Annotated in this window: 18 protein-coding genes and 1 tRNA gene; 6 read left to right on the top strand and 13 right to left on the bottom strand. The window is 62.7% G+C overall.

The features are described 5' to 3' along the window. Positions 1-335: 335 nt before the first annotated feature. The 3 genes from CDN99_RS04090 (at position 336) to CDN99_RS04100 (ending at position 2,724) form a co-directional block, all read left to right on the top strand. Positions 336-665: a hypothetical protein gene (locus CDN99_RS04090; RefSeq protein ID WP_088382789.1), complete on the top strand. Its 330-nt coding sequence runs from the start codon at positions 336-338 to the stop codon at positions 663-665. Then, positions 604-1,794 (top strand): site-specific integrase, encoded by a 1,191-nt coding sequence (locus tag CDN99_RS04095; protein ID WP_141100620.1) that lies wholly within the window; start codon positions 604-606, stop codon positions 1,792-1,794. Before CDN99_RS04090 ends, CDN99_RS04095 begins: the two co-directional genes overlap by 62 nt. A 510-nt stretch (positions 1,795-2,304) precedes the next feature. Continuing rightward, positions 2,305-2,724, top strand: a complete 420-nt coding sequence (locus tag CDN99_RS04100; protein ID WP_141100622.1) for a hypothetical protein — start codon at positions 2,305-2,307, stop codon at positions 2,722-2,724. 41 nt (positions 2,725-2,765) lie between these two features. On the opposite strand, the gene CDN99_RS04105 is transcribed toward CDN99_RS04100, so the two are convergent. Continuing rightward, on the bottom strand, positions 2,766-3,500 hold the full coding sequence (locus CDN99_RS04105; RefSeq protein WP_141100623.1) for a hypothetical protein: 735 nt from the start codon (positions 3,498-3,500) through the stop codon (positions 2,766-2,768). Between the two features lie 800 nt (positions 3,501-4,300). Here CDN99_RS04105 and CDN99_RS04115 point away from each other — a divergent pair. Next, a complete protein-coding gene (locus CDN99_RS04115) occupies positions 4,301-5,506 on the top strand; it encodes a hypothetical protein (protein ID WP_141100624.1) in 1,206 nt (401 codons plus the stop codon). On the opposite strand, the gene CDN99_RS04120 is transcribed toward CDN99_RS04115, so the two are convergent. The 10 genes from CDN99_RS04120 to CDN99_RS04165 all read right to left on the bottom strand — a co-directional run bounded on the left by CDN99_RS04120 (position 5,493) and on the right by CDN99_RS04165 (position 19,968). Then, complete coding sequence (locus CDN99_RS04120) at positions 5,493-7,487, bottom strand: hypothetical protein (protein ID WP_088382795.1); 1,995 nt, start codon at positions 7,485-7,487, stop codon at positions 5,493-5,495. The two genes, CDN99_RS04115 and CDN99_RS04120, sit on opposite strands and share 14 nt — an antisense overlap. Beyond that, entirely contained in the window at positions 7,484-8,038 is a 555-nt protein-coding gene (locus CDN99_RS04125) for a hypothetical protein (RefSeq protein ID WP_088382796.1), read from the bottom strand. Before CDN99_RS04125 ends, CDN99_RS04120 begins: the two co-directional genes overlap by 4 nt. Continuing rightward, positions 8,028-9,326 carry a dsDNA nuclease domain-containing protein gene (locus CDN99_RS04130; protein WP_088382797.1) on the bottom strand — a complete coding sequence of 433 codons (1,299 nt, stop codon included), beginning with the start codon at positions 9,324-9,326 and terminating at the stop codon, positions 8,028-8,030. The genes CDN99_RS04125 and CDN99_RS04130 overlap by 11 nt, the downstream gene beginning before the upstream one ends. Positions 9,327-9,376: 50 nt before the next feature. Then, the gene (locus tag CDN99_RS04135) at positions 9,377-12,562 is read right to left on the bottom strand and encodes a type I restriction endonuclease subunit R (protein WP_088382798.1); all 3,186 of its coding nucleotides are present in this window, start codon (positions 12,560-12,562) and stop codon (positions 9,377-9,379) included. Positions 12,563-12,570: 8 nt separating this feature from the next. Continuing rightward, on the bottom strand, positions 12,571-14,331 hold the full coding sequence (locus CDN99_RS04140; RefSeq protein WP_088382799.1) for an SIR2 family protein: 1,761 nt from the start codon (positions 14,329-14,331) through the stop codon (positions 12,571-12,573). Continuing rightward, the gene (locus tag CDN99_RS04145; protein ID WP_088382800.1) at positions 14,328-15,677 is read right to left on the bottom strand and encodes a restriction endonuclease subunit S; all 1,350 of its coding nucleotides are present in this window, start codon (positions 15,675-15,677) and stop codon (positions 14,328-14,330) included. The genes CDN99_RS04140 and CDN99_RS04145 overlap by 4 nt, the downstream gene beginning before the upstream one ends. After that, positions 15,667-17,259 carry a class I SAM-dependent DNA methyltransferase gene (locus CDN99_RS04150; protein ID WP_088382801.1) on the bottom strand — a complete coding sequence of 531 codons (1,593 nt, stop codon included), beginning with the start codon at positions 17,257-17,259 and terminating at the stop codon, positions 15,667-15,669. Before CDN99_RS04150 ends, CDN99_RS04145 begins: the two co-directional genes overlap by 11 nt. 52 nt (positions 17,260-17,311) lie before the next feature. Further along, positions 17,312-17,512 (bottom strand): hypothetical protein, encoded by a 201-nt coding sequence (locus tag CDN99_RS04155; RefSeq protein WP_088382802.1) that lies wholly within the window; start codon positions 17,510-17,512, stop codon positions 17,312-17,314. Between the two features lie 209 nt (positions 17,513-17,721). After that, complete coding sequence (locus tag CDN99_RS04160) at positions 17,722-18,105, bottom strand: hypothetical protein (RefSeq protein WP_088382803.1); 384 nt, start codon at positions 18,103-18,105, stop codon at positions 17,722-17,724. A gap of 435 nt (positions 18,106-18,540) precedes the next feature. After that, entirely contained in the window at positions 18,541-19,968 is a 1,428-nt protein-coding gene (locus CDN99_RS04165) for a replication protein (protein WP_088382804.1), read from the bottom strand. Between the two features lie 240 nt (positions 19,969-20,208). Between CDN99_RS04165 and CDN99_RS04170 the strand changes: the two genes are divergently transcribed. Both CDN99_RS04170 and CDN99_RS04175 read left to right on the top strand, forming a co-directional pair. Further along, entirely contained in the window at positions 20,209-20,847 is a 639-nt protein-coding gene (locus CDN99_RS04170; protein WP_088382805.1) for a hypothetical protein, read from the top strand. A gap of 115 nt (positions 20,848-20,962) precedes the next feature. After that, on the top strand, positions 20,963-21,334 hold the full coding sequence (locus tag CDN99_RS04175) for a hypothetical protein (RefSeq protein WP_141100625.1): 372 nt from the start codon (positions 20,963-20,965) through the stop codon (positions 21,332-21,334). Positions 21,335-21,449: 115 nt separating this feature from the next. Here the strand turns inward: CDN99_RS04175 and CDN99_RS04180 are convergent, their stop codons facing one another. Together CDN99_RS04180 and CDN99_RS04185 are read right to left on the bottom strand one after the other, a co-directional pair. After that, positions 21,450-21,623: a helix-turn-helix transcriptional regulator gene (locus CDN99_RS04180; RefSeq protein ID WP_088382807.1), complete on the bottom strand. Its 174-nt coding sequence runs from the start codon at positions 21,621-21,623 to the stop codon at positions 21,450-21,452. A gap of 255 nt (positions 21,624-21,878) precedes the next feature. Beyond that, positions 21,879-21,954: transfer RNA gene (locus CDN99_RS04185), tRNA-Thr, on the bottom strand. Positions 21,955-21,971: the final 17 nt, after the last annotated feature.

The following is a 21,971-nucleotide window of genomic DNA, read 5'->3' on the forward strand; positions in this document are numbered from 1 at the left end:
TTCCACGACGCTCCAGGCGGCCCCGTGCCGGGGCTCGGGTCCGACAAGACCCGAGCGGTCTGGTCGGACCGATGACGGAAAAAACAAAGCCCTGATTCAGGAGCGCGAACGACGCTCGTGAATCAGGGCTTTTGACGTGGGGGTGGTGCCGGCTATCGGATTCGAACTGATGACCTACCGCTTACAAGGCGGAAACACAGTTAGAGCGTCGATGCACTAAGCCCGAATTTACTGGGCGCAAGTGTTAGCACACACCAACATCAAGTCCGCGTTTGGTCCACGTTTGGTCTGATGGCTAAACCTGAGTTGAGTCACTGCACTTTAAGGAGTGCAGGATGTCCACCGACACCTACGTGAAGAAGAAGGTCCTTGCCAAGGGCAAGGTGAAGTACCAAGCCCAGGTCTGGTTCCAAGGGGTGTTCTACGGCGCGAAGACGTTCGACACCGAGAAGTTGGCCAGAGAGTTCAAGGAAGCAAGTCTGCTGGCCGTCCTCCGCGGTGAGCTTCAGCCAGCTGCGGCACGGAAAGCCCAACGGCGGGTGGAAGAAGCACTGGACCTGCCGATGTCCCACTGGGCCTCTCTCTACTCTCTATATAGAGGAGGTGAGCCATGGCAAGTCTCGCCTTGCCGAATACCTGCTCGTTGGCCGTCTTTTGGCGGGTAAGACACTTCGCCACTTCAGCGGCCGGGACGGCGCCCGCCTTATCAAGCAGTTGGTCATCGACTGGCGGCAGGACCGTCAGCCGCGCAGCAAGAAGCCGGCCAAGGACGGTTCGCCCCCGCCTAAGCCGTTGAGAGACCAGACTCTGCGTCTGCGGTTTTACGCGCTGACGCGCATCATCGGCTTCGCAAAAGACAAGCTGCCAGCTCAAACGCCGTTCGAGACGCCGGACATGGGGGACCTGTTCGAGTTCGCACCCCCTCCAGCACACGCAGCACCGCGCACGCGTCAGCCGTCGGACGCTGAGTTCGCACTGGTGCTGACGCAACTTGGCGTGGAATCTGAACTCGGCCAGTTCCTGAGGAGCATCTACGAGACCGGCTGCCGGCTCAGCGAGGTCCGGACTGCGACCGGCGCGAACACGCTGTTCAACACCGTCGGAGACGAGGTCGTCGGCGGCCACATCACCCTTCACAAGCACAAGACGCGGAAGAAGGTCGGCGTCCGCGAGGTCCCGCTGTCGCTGTTTGCGGCGCAGATGCTCCATGACCGCAAGCTCAAGCATGGTGATGGCCTGCTGTTCCCAGAGCTCGGCGACACCGACTGGGTCTGCAAGAAGTTCGATGATGCCTGCAGGGCCGCCGGCATTGCCGACCTCCTCATCAAGGACTTCCGCCGCGCCTTTATCAACCGCAACAAGTACTGCGTTGCCCACGTTGACCTGCTCAAGGTAGTCGGACCGTCGTCTCTGCTGGACGCAAAGAGCGTTTCCCCGTCTGAGCGTGCGGTGCAAAGTGCCATCGGGCATACCAGCATCCAGATGATGGGCGACTACTCCCACCCGGAACTCGCTCACATGTCGATGGTTTTCACGGGCACCAGCCGATGGACGCAAATCGCCAAGCTCGTCGAGAACACGCAGTCGGTTCCGACGGAAACCGGCCAAGGCACAGAGGTCGACGTTCCCGCGCTGCAGCAGCTCTTGGCCGAAACGCTCGCCAAGCTGCGCAGCGCTGGCGTCATGGGTTCACCCGTGAGCCGCTTGAGCGGCGCGGCTGGCGCCTGCCCGTCCGAGAATGCGGTGTCGCAACTCTGGCGACGTTCCGAACGCAGCGATATGCAGCGGGACTAGAGGCGTCCCGTTCGCTGCCGACCAAGGTTTGCGGCAGGCGATGCCTGCAGAAAATGGACCGCACCTTGTCAGGCGCGGTCCGTGAATGTGGTCGCTATGGCCTATCGCTCAGTTGATTGCGCAGCTTCGGGCGATTCGAGCGCCCGAGCGTCGCCACGACCGTCTGTCCGCAATAGCGCCAGCCGCCGCAAGTGGCGGCCAATGGTTCGGTAGCTGCCACGCCCAAGTTCGAGCCGCAAGTTGAACGGGCCAGCTACACGTCCCTGCTTTCTCAGCGCAACGGTCGCACGAATGACGTCGACCAAGCTGATGCCTCTCCTTCCCATAGGGGTTCCTCATTGCTGGGCGAATGCCCTGCCCGTGAGGTCTAGCCAATGCGGCCCTACGCCCTGAAATCCGAATGCACTAGATATAGAGGCTGCGCGCGACCAGCGGATTTGGTAATCGTCTTTGCTTGCCGCGCCAGGCGCCCGCTGCAAACAATGCGCGCACCACAGAACTGGAGCAAACATGTCGCAGACCACATCGCCGCATCGACCTGGCATCCGCGTCGTCATGCACGTCAGTCCCGCCGGTTACGTCGCCGGCATCCTGGCAGCACAGCGTCGCAAGCAGTCCTTCGGCGAGTTCCTCGACGGCGCCATCTCGTCCGCCTGCGCCACCGACCAAGATAGCGCCGACGAGCTCCTACCTTGGTCGCCTCACGCGATGGACCTCTTTCTGCAACTGGCAGACACGCTGCCTGAAGCCCTACGCGGCCACTGGAAAGTCCTGTACGCCAAGGTGCTCGAGGAGCCGGACCTGTGGGTGACGCCCCAGGCAACAGTCGGTGACCATGAGGCCGGAGACTTCTCGCCTGACTGGCATATCAATGAAGCTGCCCTGCGCAAGGCTTGGCCGCGGTTGGTGAGCAGCGTTTTCCTGTGCTGAGCCCAATCCAATTTCAACAGTGAAACTCGGGCGGCGCCCCGTCAGCGCGCCTTCGTCTTGCGGCTCGTCGGACCGCCTCGGCGGCCGGTCATCAGCCCAGCTGACTTGCAGGCGGCTTCGAAAGCATTGAAAGCCTTAACCCGCAACGCCAGCGTCATTTCCAACAACTCGGCGACAGCGGGGTCCTGATAGCCGCGGCTTCCAGCTCGCCGGGCCGTCAGACGATGGCCAGCGGACGCCAACCGCTCTGCGTCGTCACGCACGGCAACGCAGGCTGATTCCAATGCAGCGATGGCTTCGACGAGCGGGTGCCCCCGACGGGTCTCGATGTCCTTCGCCACCTCTGCCTGTATTTGCGAGCGAAGCTGCGTAGCCAGCTCAGCACGCAGTTGAAGCTCGAGCTGAGCGCGCTCTTCGGAAACGCGGCGGTCGCGGTCAGCACGGTACTGCTCCACAGTCTTCTGCGTCCGAGCCCAGCTGCCGTGTTCCATCAGCCACGCACGGATGTCCTGGATATCAGCGGCACAAAGCTCGAAAGGGCGGTCGCCCAGCATCACCGGCTTGACTGTCACCCCATGGCCATCGTCGCCAGGGCCGATTCGCTCAACACCTTCAAGACGGCGCGGGTCAAGGTGCGAGGAAAAGCTCCCTAGATAAATGGACATCGTGCCCCTCTCACATCCGGCTGCCGCCGCCTCGGCCTTGTTGAGGTACTTCTGCCCCCGCAGCGTGACGGTGCTCCTGCCGGGTGCAGCCTTGATAACAAATCGCTTCATCGTCTTGTTCCTTGTTCGATACAGCTTCGTGTCTGCGCGCGAGCGCATCGACAAGGTGTAGCCAAGCAGCGTTTAGTCCGAACAGCAGCCGGCGACCTGCCGGAAATCCACTCGCAGCTACAAGTGATGTCCATTCGCAGCGACGCCATACTCACCGCGCAGATACAAGGAGCGACGCCGCGCGAACACACATGCTGTAGCCGCGCGGAGAGCTTGTCGTCGCCTCGCGGCGACGACCATGTAGCAGCGCGGAGTTCGCAGTGCATTCACGCGAGTTCTTGCCCCCGACGTCCAGGAGGGGACTGATGTGCGCCCCCGAACGGGGGGCGGCCCGCCTCCAGGCGGGCCGCCATCGCGAGGTCCACGCCGCGTCGAGCTTCGCCTCGACCAAGTGGACCGGTGGGCCCCTAGGCCCACGCGATGCGCGGGGGAGCCGCGAAGGACAGGAGGCCGCGGGCTCGGACGAGGCACAGCCTCGCCTAGACCGAGGGTGAGTGCCGAGTGGGGGTCGAAGACCCGGCGGTCCGCAGTTTTCCTGGAGAGAAGACGGCTGCGGGAACCCCCGCAATCCGTCTCGCCCGAAGGGCCCGCTACGGGGTCCCCGCTTTTTGAGAAGTCCGCGCAGCGGGCTGAACAAAAAGATGGGGGCGGGACCGATGGCGAGACCAAGCGACTTCGGCGGCCTTAAGGCCGGCGATGGCGCGCAGCCCCTCTCATTCCTGCGAGCGGCAGCAAGCAGGAATGAAGGGGGGTTTGGGGGGGTTCCCGCAGGCGGCACCGCCGCCGAAGGACCGCCCGACGTGAAGCACTCGCACCCTAGTGCGAGAGACAAAACCAAGCGACAGCGCAGTGTTTTGACGGTGCTGGTTCTGCTCGAGAACCGGAAGGCACGCAAGTTCGGGCACATGTGGGGGGTGTCGCGGGGCGGTGTTTATACGCAGGACAACCTCATGGAGAACCTGATGCACACCGCCCCACCGCCCGTCACGCAGCACATACCAAACAGGGAGCGCTTTCTCATCGTCGACGCACTACTGGCCAGACGGCACTACCTGCTGGAAGCGCTTGAGCTGCTGATGCGATACGGCACGCTACGCGTACAGGGCCTCGCGTTCGGGCTTTTCCCAAACCGCAGCCAGCCGGCAGCTCTGGCAGCCGCGCAGCGCGTTGTCGCGAACGCAGTCCATCGCGGCTTCATGGTCAGCGCCGACGACGCGGCCAGCCGATTCCGCTACTACGCACTCAGCGCGGCCGGCGCCCGCTTTATCCGCGACGAAGGTGGCACCGACACCGCGGCGCCAACGACCTACCTGTTGAGGAAGCTCACCCGCGCCCACCATCGCGAATGGACCAACATCTGCTCCATTGCGGCGAGACGGCGTGGCTTGGAAAGCTATGCTGAGACCGACTATCTCGGCCAGTCCTTCCGGGCCGACCTGAACGAGCGCTTCGGACACATTCCCGACGCACTCACCTTCGCAGACCTCGGCAACCGACCCACCGTCGTATGGCATGAGATTGAGCTGTCGCGCAGGTCCATGCGCAATCTCCAGCTCAGGCCGCTCAAGCCCGACGAACAGGATAACTCCGGCATCGGCAAGTGGCGTCAGCTGCTGCACACGCTGCGCCAACGATGCGCGCTTACCCACCAAGGCATCGACCACCGGCTGATGCTGGTGGTGCATTGCGCCTCGAGCACGCTGCTCAGCATCCTGGCCAAGCACCTCGGCCTGTATGCTGAGCAGCAGCGGCTCCCCTGCCACGGCGGCCTGCATTTCACGGGCGGCGAGCCAGCCCCTGCGCAGGCGACGGCCAATTGGGCGAGCTTCGCACTGCCATTCGAATCACGGGGCGCCGGCATGCTCGAAGTGCGGCTCTACCGGCTGCCCGAGGGCGGCGTAGACCCCGGTAAGGTCTGGCACGACAGCGACAGCTTTCCGTGGCAGAACGTCGATGAGGGCTTCGAGCTCGATGAAGGCTACAACGAACAATTCATGGTGCCGTAGGCGCCGCATCATCGGACGCCTGGCCCTCAGAAAAGTCGCCCACCAAATATGGAATGAGGGGCGGGTTGTTCGGGTCACCATTGACGAGATGGCGGCTGCTTATCGGAAGGTCTATGTCGTCAGGCACGGCATTGAACTCGTTGTCGATGATGACGAACTGCGTCTCCACCAACTCGCCTACAGCGAGTTCGTAGACCAGACGAAAGAAAGCCGCAATCACCTCGGGGTTCTCGACCGAGCTGACGTTTTTGGTCGGTGTGTCAATGACAAGTATGGGCGGCAACCTGGCATCGCCGGCTCGGGCGCAGACCCGATGCAAGGCCAACGCGTAGCAGGTCTTGAACAGCGCTTTCATTCCGCCGCTACCAGCGTTGTCGAATGAAAGCACCACAAGGGCCTCATTCACCCCCAAAGGAATGCGCGGATAGAAGGTAGCCGGGTCAATCTCCACACGATAGTTTGCTCGGACATCTGGAAACTTGGCTCGCACCAGACAGTCGAGAAAAAGCTCGCCCAGAAGGTCAACATTCTTTCGGTCGTTGAAGGCTGACTTCTTCGCCGTCTCCAGCTTGGCCCGCAACTCAGCCTCGTCAATCTTCAATGCCTCTGCCTGCGCCTGCTGCTCTTGAAGCACGTCCGGTAGCTTTCGATACTTCAGCATCGCATCAAGCCGCTGCTCCAACGTGGCTACGGCACGCTCGTGCTGCAATGCTTGAGAGAGGAACGCCGAGTCATACTCTTTCAGCCTGACCTCTAGAGAGCGGTCTGCCGCATTTCGCGCCGTCGCAATCTCAACGGCGCGACGCTGAATGGCGCGCTTCTGAGCACGCATGCGGGCCAAGGTTTCCTTCAGCTCGGCCTGACGGGCGCGCAGGTCCTCGTTGACGACTGATTCGCCAAGTGCGCCGGCTGCATCTGTGATGTGCTCAGGCTGCCCGCAAACCATGCAGAGTCCAGCCTCTCGAGCCGGGAGGGTTTGGGTGCATCGAGGACACGAGGAAAAGTCCACGCCACCGAGAACCATCCGCGCGGATGCGGTTCGCTGGAAGCGAACCGACAACATCTGCAACTCATTTGCGTGGCGCTCAAGCTCTCCGATGCGGATGTCGATGTCCGAAGAGGCCTGCTCAAGCGCAATCTGTTCTTGAGCAAGACGTCGCGCATGGTCCCGCAGTTCCTCTGCAGCATGCGGCGCCGGCGCACGTTGCAGCCTCGCGACCTGTGCGGCCTCGCGCGCGCGGTCAATTTCTGCCTTGATAGATTCAATCTTCGCGTCGTAGGCGTTGATGTCGTCAAGGCCGACATCTATTAGCGCCTTCGCAAGCGCCTGAGCTCCAGACAGCAGGCCCAAGCGTTGCTCACGGACCTCTTGGAGGCGCGATTCCAGCTCGGCGACCTGTTCAGTGCGGTATCCAAGAACATATCGCAAAGCATCAACGCTTTTTGCACGGATAGGGTAGTTGTCGGAGTCCAACCGGAAGAAGACGTTGTCCATCCCCTCCTGGTCGAGATAACAAAATCGGAATAGGTCCCGGAAGCTCAAGCGCTCGAGACGCTCGTCGGGCGCGCCCTTGCGCCGACGGACGTAAGGTGGCTCCTCTTTCGCAAGATAGAAAATCAGGTCGGACAACACCACGACACCCAGGTTGGGCAGCACTTCGTTAGTCCCGGTCCGTGCGGGGATGAGCACCTGCAAGGTCTCATCCCCCTCCTGCCAAGCCGCCATCACCTGATTCGAATCCCTGTCACGATGCAACGTCACAGGGACGTCATTGACAGACATCTCCAAAGCCGCCGACACCATTTCTGCCTGCAGTGCAGGCGTCCAGGCGTAACTGCCACCAAGGCAAAAGTCGATGAGTCGCCCAATGCTGGATTTGCCGGACCCGATGGGGCCAAAAAAGTAGACGACACCAGGTAGGTCGATTCGCTCAATCGACTTGTGGAGCGAAAGATGCAATTTTTTTAGCGCAAGTCTCATATGGCGATTTCCTCTCCCCACTTCATGTCGGTCAGCTCTGGGAACGTGGCGTAGACAAAATTCTTTAAATCGGACCCGCTGCGATTGCCGAAATTCTTCGCCACGAGCTTCGCGCGCGCCGCAAGGTTCTCAAGCGGCTCTTGGTCGGCAAGTGCCGTAGCCGCGAGCTGTCCCTCCGGCGTAGGCCACAGTTGAACGGTCTTGCCTTTGACATCGACGGCGACCAGTCCCCTGGCCGCCATCAAAGCGACCCATCGGCGATACCGGTGGTCCCACTGACCGTATCGGAACCGAACCATCCTGCTTTCGATAGTCGTTCTTTCAAACTCGGCCACATCCGCCTTCGCTGGGTCCTTCCCCGCCGCTGTTAGAGCGCGCTCAAGGCAATTGGGATAGCGCAGCAGGAAGTCCAGCTTTGCCAGCTTTGTTAGACCCTCGACCGGACGGCTCTTGTCGCCCGCATGCGCGGCCATCAGCAGTAGCAGCCGAGCCATATGAAGGTTGTCGTCTCGCTCGGTTGCAGCGAGCGCGCGAGCAAGTTCAAGCGCCATCTTGGGCCTCCTCTTCCAGCGGGGTACCCCACGCGAACTTGCATTCGCCCGACAGCATGCCGGCAATGCCCATCAACGTGTCCTTCGGCTCGCGGCACACACGCTCGGGCTCCTCCTTCGCAAGGCTGTCCATCCGTTGCAGGATTTGCTTGTAAATCGCAAGCCCGCGTGTTTTCTCATCGGCATGGTCAAAGGCCATCGCCTCGACGTCCTTGCACTCGACCAACACGGTGCTGACAAGTTGGTTGGCAATAGCGTCGAAGCCATCTGGCTCCAGCAAGGCGCGCTCCATCAAACGCTGGTCTGCCGAGTCCATGCGCATGCGCAAAGGCTCAAACTGACTGCCCAGGTAGGCATTCCGCATCTTCCGGTTGAGCACATCGGCTCGACCAGCCGGGGCACCAATTTCTATGCCCGCGCCGCTACCGACAAACCGGAAGGCTGGCTGCCGAACCCGGGTTATCACCTCAGCCGCTGACTCTGGGGTAATGCATTTCCCCCGAATCGCAACGTCAGGTTTACCGTTTGTGGCGAGATACGCCACAGCGCCGTCTATCCCATCCGCACGCAGCCTACAGGCTGCTTGAACAAGCCCTATGAGCTCGTCCCTCAAACGACAGCACGAAACTGTTGTAAGAACTCCGCAGCCGGGCAGCTTCGGGACAATCGAAGCCGCGAACGTATCGTCATACCCGCGAAGGACTGGCCCTTGCGCGAATTTGAGCTTTCGCAGGACTTGAAACAGGACCACCGCATCGCCACCGGTCTTACCTACCAGCCCGGCGAAGGCCGTTTTGTACGGTTCCTCCAAGGCGGAGTGGTTCGAGGCTCGAGAGCAGCACTGGACTAGGCGGTCAGGACTGGCCGCGAGCGAGTCGTCCCTTTTCGTCGTTGCCGCCGGCACATATGGCGCAGCGTTCGAGACGAACTCGTAGCCGTCAATGGCGGCTCCATACATCTTCTCGAACACGCAGAAACGAAGGACGGATTCGACCAATGCGTCGTCACTCCACCGCCAGCGCGCGTTCTCGCGGCTGTCAGTCTTGACTTGGACAGCGACGTAGCGCCCGGTCTGCAACTCCAGCAGATAGTCATCGTGATGCTCGCACCAAAGGGCACGTATGGCGCGCGCGCTGGTCAGGCTCTGCGCCAGTAGCCACACGCCTATGGCCCATTGGTAGCGAAACCGCTCCTGAGTCTCGTCTCCTCGGTCCGCAGGCGCCGTGGCAAGTCCATCGACCTGTTCCGGCAATCCAAGTGGCAAGGGTTGGTTTTTTTTCAGTCCCATCTGCCCTCCTCCCAAAAAATTCGCCCATCAGGGCGCGACAAGCTACATCGTCAAGAGACCACCCAATCCGCCGAAAGCGACTCCGCCTGCCTCAACACGGTTTCCGTCGCTTCTTCCTGTCGGTCCGGCGGGTACTTGTAGCGGCGCAGCAGCGTCTTCACCATCACGCGCAGTTTGGCCCGCACGGTCTCGCGCTTGGCCCAGTCCACGGTGACCGACTTGCGCAGGCTCTGGGTCAACTCGACGGCTATCTTCTTCAGCGTCTCATCGCCCAAGCCGCGGACTGCGGCCTCGTTCATGGCCAGCGCGTCATAGAAGGCCATCTCGTCATGGTTGAGCCCCAGGCTCTCACCGCGTTGCGCGGCGGCCTGGAACTTCTTGGCCATCTCGATGAGTTCTTCGATGACCTGCGCCGTCTCGATGGCACGGTTGCGGTAGCGGGTCAGGCTCTGCTGCAGCAGCTCTGAGAACTTAGCGCTCTGCACCACGTTGGTCTTGAAGCGCGACTTGATTTCGCCCTTCAGCAGGCGCTCCAGCAACTCGACGGCCAGGTTGCGCTCCTTCATGTGGCGCACGTCTTCCAGGAACTCGTTGGACAGCACGCCGATGTCCGGCCGCTTCAAGCCGGCGGCCGAGAAAATGTCGATGACCTCGTCGCTGACAACCGCTCGACTGATGATTTGCCGCAGCGCGTGTTCCTTCTGCTCGTCGGTCAGCTTCTTGTCGGTGCCCGCGTGCTTGGTCAGCGCGGCCTTCACCGCTTGCAGGAAGGCCAGTTCGTCGCGATAGGCCAGTGCCTCGTCCAGAGTGCAGCACAGCGCGAACGCCTTGCTGGCGGCGAGCACCGTGTCGGCGAAGCGCTTCTTTCCATCGTCCAGCCCTAGCACATGGTTGGCCACGGCCGGCAGCAGCTGCCAGGCCCTGCTGCGGAAGTCGGTGTACTCGACGCCATGCAGCATGTCGTGCAGCACGTCCATCTGCTCCTGCAGCACGGCCAGCGCCTCATGCGCGTCGATGGTCGGCTTGCCGCGCCCGTGGGCCTGGGTGTAATCGGCCAGGGCAGCCTTCAGCTCGTTGGCGATACCGATGTAGTCCACCACCAAGCCGCCGGGCTTGTCCTTGAACACACGGTTTACCCGTGCAATAGCCTGCATCAGGTTGTGGCCGCGCATGGGCTTGTCCACGTACATCGTGTGCAGGCAAGGCGCGTCGAAGCCGGTGAGCCACATGTCGCGGACGATGACCAGCTTGAACGGGTCGGTCGGATTCTTGAAGCGCGTCTCCAGGCGCTTGCGCACGTCCTTGGGGTAGATGTGCGGCTTGAGCAGCGCCTTGTCCGAGGCCGAGCCGGTCATCACTACCTTGATGGCGCCCTGCATCGGGTCATCACTGTGCCAGTCGGGCCGCAGCGCGACGATGGCGTTGTAGAGGTGCACGCAGATGTCGCGGCTCATCGCCACGACCATCGCCTTGCCATCCATGGCCGTCAGGCGGTTCTCAAAGTGACTCACGATGTCTGCGGCCACCTTCTGGACTCGCGGCGGCGCGCCAACCAGTTGCTCCAGCGCTGCCCAGCGACGCAGCTTGGCCACCTTGGCGGCGTCGCCTTCTTCGTCCTCGGTCAGCTCATCCACCTCGCTGTCGAGCTGGGTGACATCGGCTTCCTTCAGCTCCAGGCGAGCTAACCGGCTCTCGTAGTAGATAGGCACGGTGGCGCCGTCGCGCACCGCCTGCTCGATGTCGTAGATGTGGACGTAATCGCCGAACACGGCGCGCGTGTCGCGGTCGCTCAGCGAAACCGGCGTGCCGGTGAAGGCAACAAAGGTGGCGCCAGGCAGCGCGTCGCGCAGGTGCTGGGCGTAGCCATAGCGCACGGCGCTGGTGGCCTGGTAGTCGGCACGCGGCTCCGCCGCCTGCAGCGCCTGGCCGTCGTTGGCCACCGGCTCGGCCGACTTGCCCTTGCCGTTGACCAGCCGCGCCTCGAAACCGTACTGCGTGCGGTGCGCCTCGTCACAGATGACGACGATGTTGCGACGGTCGGAGAGCACAGGGAACGTGTCCTCGTCCTCGCCTGGCGTGAACTTCTGGATGGTCGTGAAGATGATGCCGCCCGAGGGGCGGTTGGCGAGCAGCCGGCGTAGCTCGGGCCGGGTGTCGGCCTGGGCCGGCGTCTCGCGGAGCATCTCGCTGGCAGCGGCGAACACGCCGAATAGCTGGTTGTCCAGGTCGTTGCGGTCGGTCATCACCAGCAGCGTCGGGTTGCCCATGTCCGGGTGCGCCATCAACGCTCCGGCCAGGCATGTCATTTCGATGCTCTTGCCGGCGCCCTGCGTATGCCAGACGACGCCGCCCTTGCGCGTGCCGCCCGGCGCCGAGGCCACCAACACGCTCTGAACCACCGCCCGCACCGCGTGGAACTGGTGATAGCCGGCCACCTTCTTGACCAGCCGGCCGTCATCCTCGAACAGCACGAAGTGGCGCAGGTACTCCAGCAGCAACTCGCGCTGACACAGACCCAACACCAGAGTCTCCAACTCGCGCATCGCGCCGAGCGGGTCGGTGGCCACGCCGTCGATGGTGCGCCAGGCCATGAAGCGCTCGCGGTCACTGGTCAACGAGCCCATGCGCGCCTGGATGCCGTCGCTGATGACTTGAAGCACGTTGGCGTGGAACAGGTCGGGGATGTCTTGCTGGTAGGTCTGGAGCTGGTTCCACGCAGCCCAGATGTCGGCGTCTTCGTCGCCCGGGTTCTTCAGCTCGAACAGCACCAGCGGCAGGCCGTTGACGAACAGCAGCACATCGGGCCGGCGGGTCTGCTTCGGCCCCTGCACGCTGAACTGGTTGACGGCCAGCCAATCGTTGGCCGCCACGTCGGCGAAGTCCAGCAACCGCACCCTGTCGCCGCGTGTCTCGCCGTCCTTCTGGAACTCTACTGGAACGCCATCCACCAGCCAGCGATGGACTTGGCGGTTGGCGCTGACCAGACCCGGGACGCTTGGATTGAGCACGCGGCGCAGCGCGTCGTCTCGGGTGCCAAGCGGGATGTGCGGGTTCAGCCGCGCGATGGCCTCGCGCAGCCGGCCGGCCAGCACCACCTCGCGGTGGCTGGCGCGGTCGGTGCCTGGGGTCTTGGCATCCGGCGGGGAGATGTCGGGACCGTGGGCGGCGGACCAACCCAGGCCAGCTAGCCATTCGAGCGCGGCTTGTTCTACGTGGTCTTCCGTTATCGCGCTCATCGTGCCCCCTACCACCCCCAACGACCGTTCAGCTTGGCAGCCCAAGCTTCGAATGCCGCGATTGCCTGCTGCACTTCCAAAACCGTGTCTCCAAATAAACGCGAAGTCACGTATGGGGACTGAGCACCATGCAACTCAAGGCTGCCCTTGATTCGTTGAACCACTCTTTCACGGTTGGAGGTTCTATAGCCATAGCAACCCGGCGGATGGAACTCTTTGTTGAACACCGGTGGGCAGAGCTTGTGGTTCGCTATTGCAAGAACAACTTCAACCCAATCGAATCGAAGCTCGAAGTCTTTCCGCGAGTCAAATTCGGCGCCGAATCGGTCCCATAGAAGGTCGGCCAACCAGTCGTTCAACGGCGCATGCCGCTTCTCCTTCCCTTCGAGCAACTGTCCCCATCGCTGGGGGTCGTCGCTCAGCAAGCAAAAGGGCGGTGCAACATCTACGGCGAGAACGGGCTGCCGGCTCGGCGCTTCAAGCTCGTTGTTCAGAAGAGTGGCAACAACATCACAGCGTCCATCGAATGACGCACCCAGCAGGGCTGAGTAGGTCATGAGCGTGACCGGATACCCCTGATAGGCAAGCCACAACGTCAGGCCCTGAGACGCCTTCATGCTGAACAGGCGCCGCTGGGCAGCCGCCAGAAAGGCGACGGCCTGAGGCGTCCCCCATCGTCCAATTTCGAACGAGAGGGCTGAGAGCGTGTGACAAATGCCTTCGTATTGCCGGACTCGCGCCGTAACCGAGGCGGTGTTCACGTCCACAGAATTTTCAGCAAGGCGTGCTGATGTCAACTCTTTGCCAACCTGTCGACTCTCGTCAGCAATCAGGTCGGCCAGCCGGATGCGAGACGAATCCGGCTCGGCGAGATATCGCTTGCAGGCCGCGACAGCTGCCTTGACAGAAATAGGATGAGGTTGCGAAAACTGCTCGATTGCTCTGACCTTTTGCTCCAAGCCGTCAAAGAAGGTATCAGCGTCAGCAATGGAAATGTGCTGCCCTCCGCGTCGAGCCAACAACGCGGCAGCGCGTTCGCCCGGTTCTCCGCGCGCCGCGAAGAAGGTGGAGTAGCGGCGGCTCGGCGCTCGCTCAATTGCAGCGCGCAGTGCGTCGTCCCAGTCAGCCGACCAGCCGCAAACAATCAATCCGAACTCGTCGAATACACGGTCTAGGAGGCGGTCCAGCCTGCCGTCATACGTCGCGAGCTCTTCCGGCGTATTCAGGATGCGGGTGTCGAGATAGTCACCATGCAGTTTCACAACGCAGGCCTTGATGTGTGCAAGCGGCACTGCCCCCTCAATCTGGTCAGGTGTGCTGATTACGGTGGGCGCCACACCGACATCCTCCAGCGCTCGCTCCATCAAGCGGTCGAAATTGGTGGTCAAGACAACGCGAATTTGTCCACTCGCCATCAGATTTGCGATGGCGCGGTGGGCCTTGGTCGGCGCCTTGGCACCTTCCTTCCGCTCTTCGTCAGACGGCTCGAAATACGTGCGAAGAAGCTGCTGTCGTTCACTCGGCGTTTTGGCCAATGCGTCCAGCAGTTGCGAATACCCCGGCTGAACTCCGTATGTCGCCTCGTACCAAGCAGCAGGGTCGGGCTCGCAGTCAGCGCCCTGAGCGCCCGCCAGCTTGCGGACCAAGTCAAGAACCACTTCCCAGCCTGTCGGAATCCGCGCCGCTCGCGAAACGCCGGAACCTAAAAGTAGCGCGTACACGCCAGGGCTCGACTGGAGGGCAAACGCTAGCGAAACCTCGGGCGTCATGCGGGCACCTCCTCGGCACGGACTTCCGCATTCGGCACAGTCAGCGTTCCCGCGATGAGACGAGGAAGCACAGCGTCGCGAACTTCTTCCAAGGTCTTTGTGTGCGCATCGTTCAACGTGATTCGCCTTTCCAAAGGGCCCACCAGTTCCTCGAAGCGCTTCAGCACTTCGGGAACAGGACTCAGGAGCGGCAATGCTTCCAAGATGCCAGTGTTCAGGTTCGGCATGGTTGCGCCGACGGCATGACGCTGCAGCCACTCGATGGACAGCGGGTATGCCAATGCCTGAGACAGGAAGGCCGGCGATTGAGATTGCGGCCCCGGACGGACCAACAAGCAGCCCGTGCCACATAGCCAGCCTACTTCCCGCTCCGACACCGTCGCATGCCTGCCCACATCGCCACGTCTGCTAAACACGATGTCGCCGATTTCGAGCTTGTGCTTTGAGAGGCGGTCGGCATTGGACTGGGAAACGCGCGCGATACGGTCCTCCGAAACGCGGCGCCCTTTCATATCCTGTGGCATGACTACGGGGATGCCCGCATCGAGGTAATCGCTCGCGTGCAGTTGGCTGCCGAATGGACCTGTTTGTATCCAGCCGCCGGCCGCCTTGCACAGTGCACCGAGGCTCGACGCCGCCCACCCCTTCGGAATCAACCCCAGCGCCGATGCCTCGAACTCGGCAGGGAACAGCGCCGCCGTGGCGGCGTCCATGCCTTCGGGCTCGCGGCCCTCGGCCTTGGTGCGCACCGGGTCGAAGTCGATGAACCAGCTCTTGAAGAGGGCTTGGGCGATGGACTCGAGACTGGTGTTGGTTTGGCGCAAGAGGTCGATGCGACGGTCAAGTTCCCGTAGTACTTCGACGGTCTCGTCTTGATACGAACGCTCAGGCAGCAATAGCTCGAATCCGCCAAGTTGTTTCGCGTTGGCGCCAGGCTGAGCCGAGCCGCCGCGAACGGCCATGACGTAGTCCCGAAATCGCTGCGTTCGAAGCTGATACCCGACAAAAAATGGGTTTGCCTTTTTCGGGTCAACTCGAAATCTAATCAAGTAGGACGCAAAGACAGCAGGGCCGTCGAGTGCCCAGACCTGAGCATTCTCACCAGTCGAGTTTCCCGTGCGAGCGACAACGATGTCCCCAATCTGAAGCGCATACTTCTTCGCAGACTCCGCAGACGCGGTGCAGTATGGAACATTAGACCAGTCGAATCGACCTCCCTGAATGTCGGTAATGCGCAGGAATCGTGGCCCGACGGGTGCAGTCGTTGCGCTCTCTGTGTAGCCGTATGCGACATCGGAACAGACCCCGGCGAGCGCGAGAGCCGAGAGTTCTCCGTTAGACGGCATAGCCCAGGCCCCCTAACTTTTCCCGAATCGCTACATCCAGCTCCGCCCCTTTCGCCATTTGCTCGGCAAGCCGCGCGGTCAGCCGCTCCATCTTCTCGTTGAAGGCCTCGTCGTCATCGTCCGCTTGCTCGGCGCCGACATAGCGCCCCGGCGTCAGCACATGGCCATGTTCGGCAATCTCGGCCAGCTTCACGGCGCGGCAGAAGCCGGGCACATCGGCATAGGGTTCATCGGTGCCGTCCTCGCCGTCGGCGCGCCACCGGTGCACCGTGGCGGCGATGCGCGCCACGTCCTCGTCGTCGAACACACGGTTGACGCGTGTGTCCATGCGGCCGAGCTTGCGGGCGTCGATGAACAACACCTCGCCGCGCCGGTCACGGGCGGGGGATTTTGAGTCCCCTGCGGTTGCGCGACCGCTCTTGTCCTTGGCAAGGAACCACAGGCAGGCAGGAATCTGCGTGTTGAAGAACAGCTGCGGAGGCAGCGCCACCATCACATCCACTACGTCGGCCTCGACCATGGCTTTGCGGATATCACCTTCACCGCTCTGGTTGGAGGACATGCAGCCGTTGGCCAGCACGACGCCGGCTTGGCCGCGCGGGCTGAGGTGATGAAGGATGTGCTGCAGCCAGGCGTAGTTGGCATTGCTGGCCGGCGGCGTGCCATAGGCCCAACGCCGGTCCTCCAGCAGGCGCTCGCCGCCCCAGTCGCTGATGTTGAAGGGCGGGTTGGCCAGCACGTAGTCGGCGCGCAGGTCGGGGTGTTGGTCGCGGTGGAACGTGTCGGCCGGTTCCTTGCCTAAGTCGGCCGCAAAACCGCGAATGGCCAGGTTCATTGCTACCAAGCGCCACGTGGTGGGGTTGGCCTCTTGGCCGTAGATGCTGAGGTCATCGGCCTTGCCGCCGTGCGCCTCGATGAACTTCTCGCTCTGTACGAACATGCCGCCGGAGCCGCATGCCGGGTCGTAGACACGGCCCTGGTGCGGCGCCAGCACTTCCACCAGCACCTTCACCACTGAGGCCGGCGTGTAGAACTGGCCGCCCTTCTTGCCCTCGGCGCTGGCGAACTGGCCGAGGAAGTATTCGTAGACCTCGCCGAGCAGGTCTTTCGCGTGGTGGCCTTCGCCAAAGCCGATGGTGGACACCAGGTCCACAAGCTCGCCCAGGCGGCCGGGTTCGAGCTGGGTGCGGCCGAAGCGCTTGTCGAGGATGCCCTTCAGGCGCGGATTGTCAGCTTCGATGGCTTCCAGCGCAGCGTCGATGCGCACGCCGATGTCGGCCTGCTTGGCCTGGGCGCGGATTGCCTCCCAGCGAGCGGAGGCCGGCACCCAGAAGACGTTGGCCATGGTGTAGTAGTCACGCTCTTCCAGCGCCTCGGCGTGGTCCGCCGCGTCAGGCAGGTAGAGGTCGCTGGCTTTGTCCTTGAACGCCGCCAGAAGCTGGCTACGGCGTTCGTCGAAGGCGTCGGAGATGTATTTGAGGAAGATGAGGCCGAGGACGATGTGCTTGTACTCGGCCGCGTCCATGCTGGACCGCAGCTTGTCAGCGGCGGCCCAGAGCGTTTTTTTGAGGTCCTGATTCATTCCGTCGTCTTGCTTGTTCTTTGCTATGGACGCGGCTCCCTGTTCAAGCCTGCTAGGTCGATTTGCGTGACCTGACTGGCTTGCTGGTTGGAGCCGGCGTCGCGCCGATGCCATGCGCTTTGCAGTAGTCCAGCACCATGACCTCGACCATGGTGGCCAGGCTGCGCCGCTCCTGCTCAGCCGCGGCGACCAAGGCGGCCTTCACGTCCGGCGGGACGCGAATGCTGACGACTTCGGTTTTCGTGACGGGCAAGAGACGGCTCCTGTGCGCAAAACGCTAGCGCTTTGCAGGAGTATGGACGAAGCTTGCCTGCAGGACTCGCGGGCCTTCCCTGACTGCTGTCATCGCCCAGCTGAAGCGGCGACGGCCTGATGGTTCGCGGCCGCGCGACTTCCACAACGTGCGCTGAAGGCGGTTCAGGCTGACTGAGGACCAGCTTTCGCTTCCTCGCCCGACCGGCGTCACCAGTTTTGCCGTGCAGCAACCGAGACGCGCGCCGCGACGAATGGATTGACCAGCATCGGACCAGGATGCAGGCGGTCGTAAGCGCCCTCAAGGACCTCGAGCCGCCAGAGGATTTCTGGCAGGGACGCCCCACGCTGATGAAGATTCAGAACCAGCCGAAGCACGTCCGGCCACGTTGCCTCTGTCAAGCCGGCCACGCCGGTCACCGCGACGAGCAAGTCCCCGTCGTTGACCTGGCCGCCAAGTCGCATGTAGCGCTTGGCGGCGTACGCTCTCAACAGCTTGGCAGCCGGCGAGAGGCGAGGCTCGATGCTGGCGGAAAGGATAGCGGGCGCATCAGCTTCGGCGGCGACGGGGATGGGTTGGAGGTCGAATGTCATCTCAAGTAAACAGTTGGAACTAGAAGGAAGGTGACGCGCATCACTGACCCGCACTGTGCCCATCGACGTTTGACCGCGCGACCGCTATTTGGTTGGGTTTGTGGTCGCGTTCACACCTCGCCCTGACAATCGTTCGAAACATGTGCGTGGGCTCACACTTTTGAAAATTCGGGTGTGAATGCGTTCACATCGTTGGCCGCCCGGCCCCTCCTCTCCGCACCTCTCCACCCCTGCCAGCCCGCCACGGTCCCGACATCCCGAGACATGCGCTCCCCCGATGCCGATGAGCCCCGTCTCGCTGGCCGCGCTTGATGGAATTTCTGTTCTTTGGCTTCGCACCAGGAGTTCCTCGAAACCGGCAGACGCCGCGGCGCGCCCCGAACACCCCGGCATTGCCACCACCCAGATGTCGGGACGGACTTCGACATAGGCCGCTCAGCCCTTCAGGTAGCCGGCGACGGTGCTGCGCCCAACGCTGAGTGCGCACGCGATGGCGGACTGGCTCAGGCCCTGTACCCTGAGCTCGCGCGCCTGGTGGCGCTTGTCCGCCGACTGCTGAAGGTAGGCCACGCGCTCGATGGCTCCGGCCGCGCGGCGGGCTGCGCGATGCCGCTCCGTGTTGCGGCGCCGGGTTTCGTCGGCGGGCAGGATGGTGGCGAGCTGCCGCGCCTCTTCGTCGGTGATGCCCAGCCGGTCGACCAGGGTCGCGTTCTTGAACCAGTAGCACGGGTCCCGGGATTTGCCCTCGTACTCGACCATCTCTCCGCGAGCCGACGCCTCGGCGCGCGCAATGACGGCGCTGACGCAGGAGCGCACCTCTGCCGCTTGCCAGTCCGGCGCGAAGACGCTGGCGGCCAGGGTATGGACTTCCTCTCGCAGATTTCGCACCAGCCGGGACTGGGCCAGGAAGCAGGCAGCCAGGAAAACAAAGGTGTTTCGCTGCCCGGCGGGCAGGCCATTGCCATGACCGCGCAAGCTGGCCAGGGTGCGGAGGTCTTCCAGGCGGTCCCAGGCCAGTTGGGACGGGATGAGAGGGCGAGCCGATGCCTTGGCCAGCCCTCCGGCCGCTAGGCCGCCGGGCAGGACGACGAGCTTGCTGCGAACGGCCTCGCGGGCCTTCTGTTCACGGGCATCCTGCGCGCGCTGGGCATGGCGTGCAGCTCGCAATTCCGCGAGCTCGCGTCTGTCAAAGGGCAACAAGTGCTCAGCCAGAATGTCGAAGTCATAGCCAACCACGCCGGACGCCAACCGCTTACCACCCTGGGTGGGCGTCGTCGCACGGTGCAGCACGCGAATAAGCTCGCCCGAGCGGGAACTGTGAGAGCCCTCCAGGCGCAGCAGCTGCGTCGCGCCGAGCGCCGCATCGTCCGCGCCAAAGTCCTTGAGCGCCGCGTTCAGCGCACGCTGGACCGCCGACCATCGCATCACGCCCGCTCTCGGCATGGCATCGGTCAGCAGCCATTTGGCCTGCAGGCCGCGCCCTGAGTAGACGACGACCGATGGCTCGGGCAGTTGGCGCTGCGAGCAGGCATAGAGCAGCTCTTCGAGTTGAGCCTCAGGTGCCAGGCCCTGCAAGCGCTCGACCTTGTAGGTGTCGAGGTCGGAGAAGGTCATTGGCATGCGCGCGAGGCTCACCAGCCGCCGATTGGGTTGGTGGAAAACGCCGACCGAGATGTAGCGGTCGGCCTGACCCAGATGGGCAGGCAAGGCGTCGGCCAACTGCGCCAGTTGGACCACGGTCTGGTTTCGCCCCGCCACGCGCTCGCGGCTGAACAGGCTCACGAAGCCGCGCTGGGACGGGTCGTGATAGAGGAGGGGCTCGGGTTCATCGAACCAAAGCGCGCGTTGGGCAAGGGCGGCCATCGGGGTCTCCGCAGTGCGGATAAATGCCGGTGCCTACACGTCGCATCGGTTCATCCGCGCCGCCCCTGTCTCTCCAGCCGACCAAAGCACGGAGACGGGGGCGTCTGTTTTAGGACCACACCGCGTGGCCCGTACTCGGCGTGTAGCGACGGGCGCTTTATTCCTGGCTGGCAACGGTGACCGGATTTCAGGCCGGCAGATTTCCTGGCTACACGGGATACCAGGACACCCGGAGTACCCATGGAATTTCTTTCGACGTTTGACGCACTGATGAAGTTGCGCCGAGGACGTGCGTTCTCGGCCAAGGACGTAGGAGAGCTGACTTCGTTGCTCGAGCAGCCGCTCGACATCCCAGCCCTGTTCGTCAGGGCACCCCACTGGCTGGTAGAGAGCCTCAACAGCGCGACGGACAGGAGTAAGCAGCAACTTGTCTTCCTCGAGGCCGATGACCGGAGCAACCCGCTCTTGGTCATCGTGATGCAGACCGGCTCAGCGCAGCTGAGGCTGGTGCTTCACCTCAATGACGCGCAGGTGCAGCACGTACTGCATCACGCGCTGGCCTGCGGTCTGCTCACGACGCTGGTATGCACTGAGCACGCGCCACTCTTTACGGGCGTGACCACGGCCGTGGAGGGGGAGGCTCAGGTGAAGCTCGCGGGCCTTCTTGACTCCGTCAAAGGAGTGACCGGCGACTTGAGCCGAGCGTTGCGGCTCGCTGCGGAGGTCACAAAGCCAGGCGACCTGCCGTCCGTGTTCAACGATACGGCCGTAATGGACGTTGTCACCGCACTGGTCGCAGGCGACGTCGACGAACTCTCTGACGACGCGGTGGCCGGGCTGACCCCGGGCATGCAGCCAACAGGAAATCGAGCGCATTGAATTGACTGAGCGGGGATGGGCAGCCATCCCCGCTTCTTCTGGCCGCGCGGGCCCAGCCACGAAAGGCAATATCGTGGCGTTGACCTCCGACGCAACCCTACTTAGATTGCAGCGGATGAGCTTTCCAGACGACGCAGACATCCTCGCCCGAAGTGAAGCCCTTGAGCGGCAGAGCTGCTCTCTGCTGGGCCGCGCGCTACAGGCGACATCCGGCGACGCGGTGTCCGTCAACGCCGCCTACCAAGCGGGCTACATCGCCCTGATGTCGGCGTTGTCCGTATCGGAGGTGGGCTCGTACAGCGACCACCCGAACAAGACTGCTGCAGCTCTGGGAGCGCAGCGCTTGCGGCTCAGCCCCGAAGACCAGTTGCTGGCACGGGATGGCGCTTCAACGTACTACTCGCCGGCTACGCGCTCGACAAGTGAGCTGAAGCAGCATGTCGGATGGGCGCGCCGCGCGCGTGCTGCGGCGGATTGGGCGCCGTGAGCCGGTATCACCGTTGAAGCGTCGGCCCGAACCGCTCGAAAGATTGCACACAACCGTTCTCAAACTTCGTGAGAAGTTTTGAGAACTTCGTCACCCGGACCGCCCAGCCGGCAGTTCAGCGAAGCCCCTGACCGACCTTCTTCGCGATGTCTTTCCGTATGAAGTACACCTTGCGAAAGTTGTGAATCTTGCGTGGCGCCGGCACGACGCCCTCGGCAATCATCCTGTAAAGGGTCCTGCGGCTGATTTTCAGCTCCTGGCACGCCTCTTTCACGGTCATCAAATCCATTTCTTGCTCCTGGTTGGTTGCAAGACGGATAGGCACGGTTGTTTAGACGCCCGCAAGAACATGCGTTTGGTGAGCGTTTGGTCTGGAAGGGGTGCCAATTGGCACGCTCTGACACACTGTTTCCCAATGCCATCGTCAGGCCAGCCAGCTCGAGTGCGGTATAAAAGCAAAAGTCCTTGTGTGATAAGTGACTATCACGCAAGGACTTTTCAGAAACCCGCAGTGTCTTGACTCAGGACCCAGGGGCTGGATGGATGGTGCCGGCTATCGGATTCGAACTGATGACCTACCGCTTACAAGGCGGTTGCTCTACCAACTGAGCTAAGCCGGCACACGGAAAACTGGTGC

Origin of the sequence: Roseateles aquatilis (genome assembly GCF_002205645.1) — a bacterium.
Taxonomy (GTDB): domain Bacteria; phylum Pseudomonadota; class Gammaproteobacteria; order Burkholderiales; family Burkholderiaceae_C; genus Roseateles; species Roseateles aquatilis.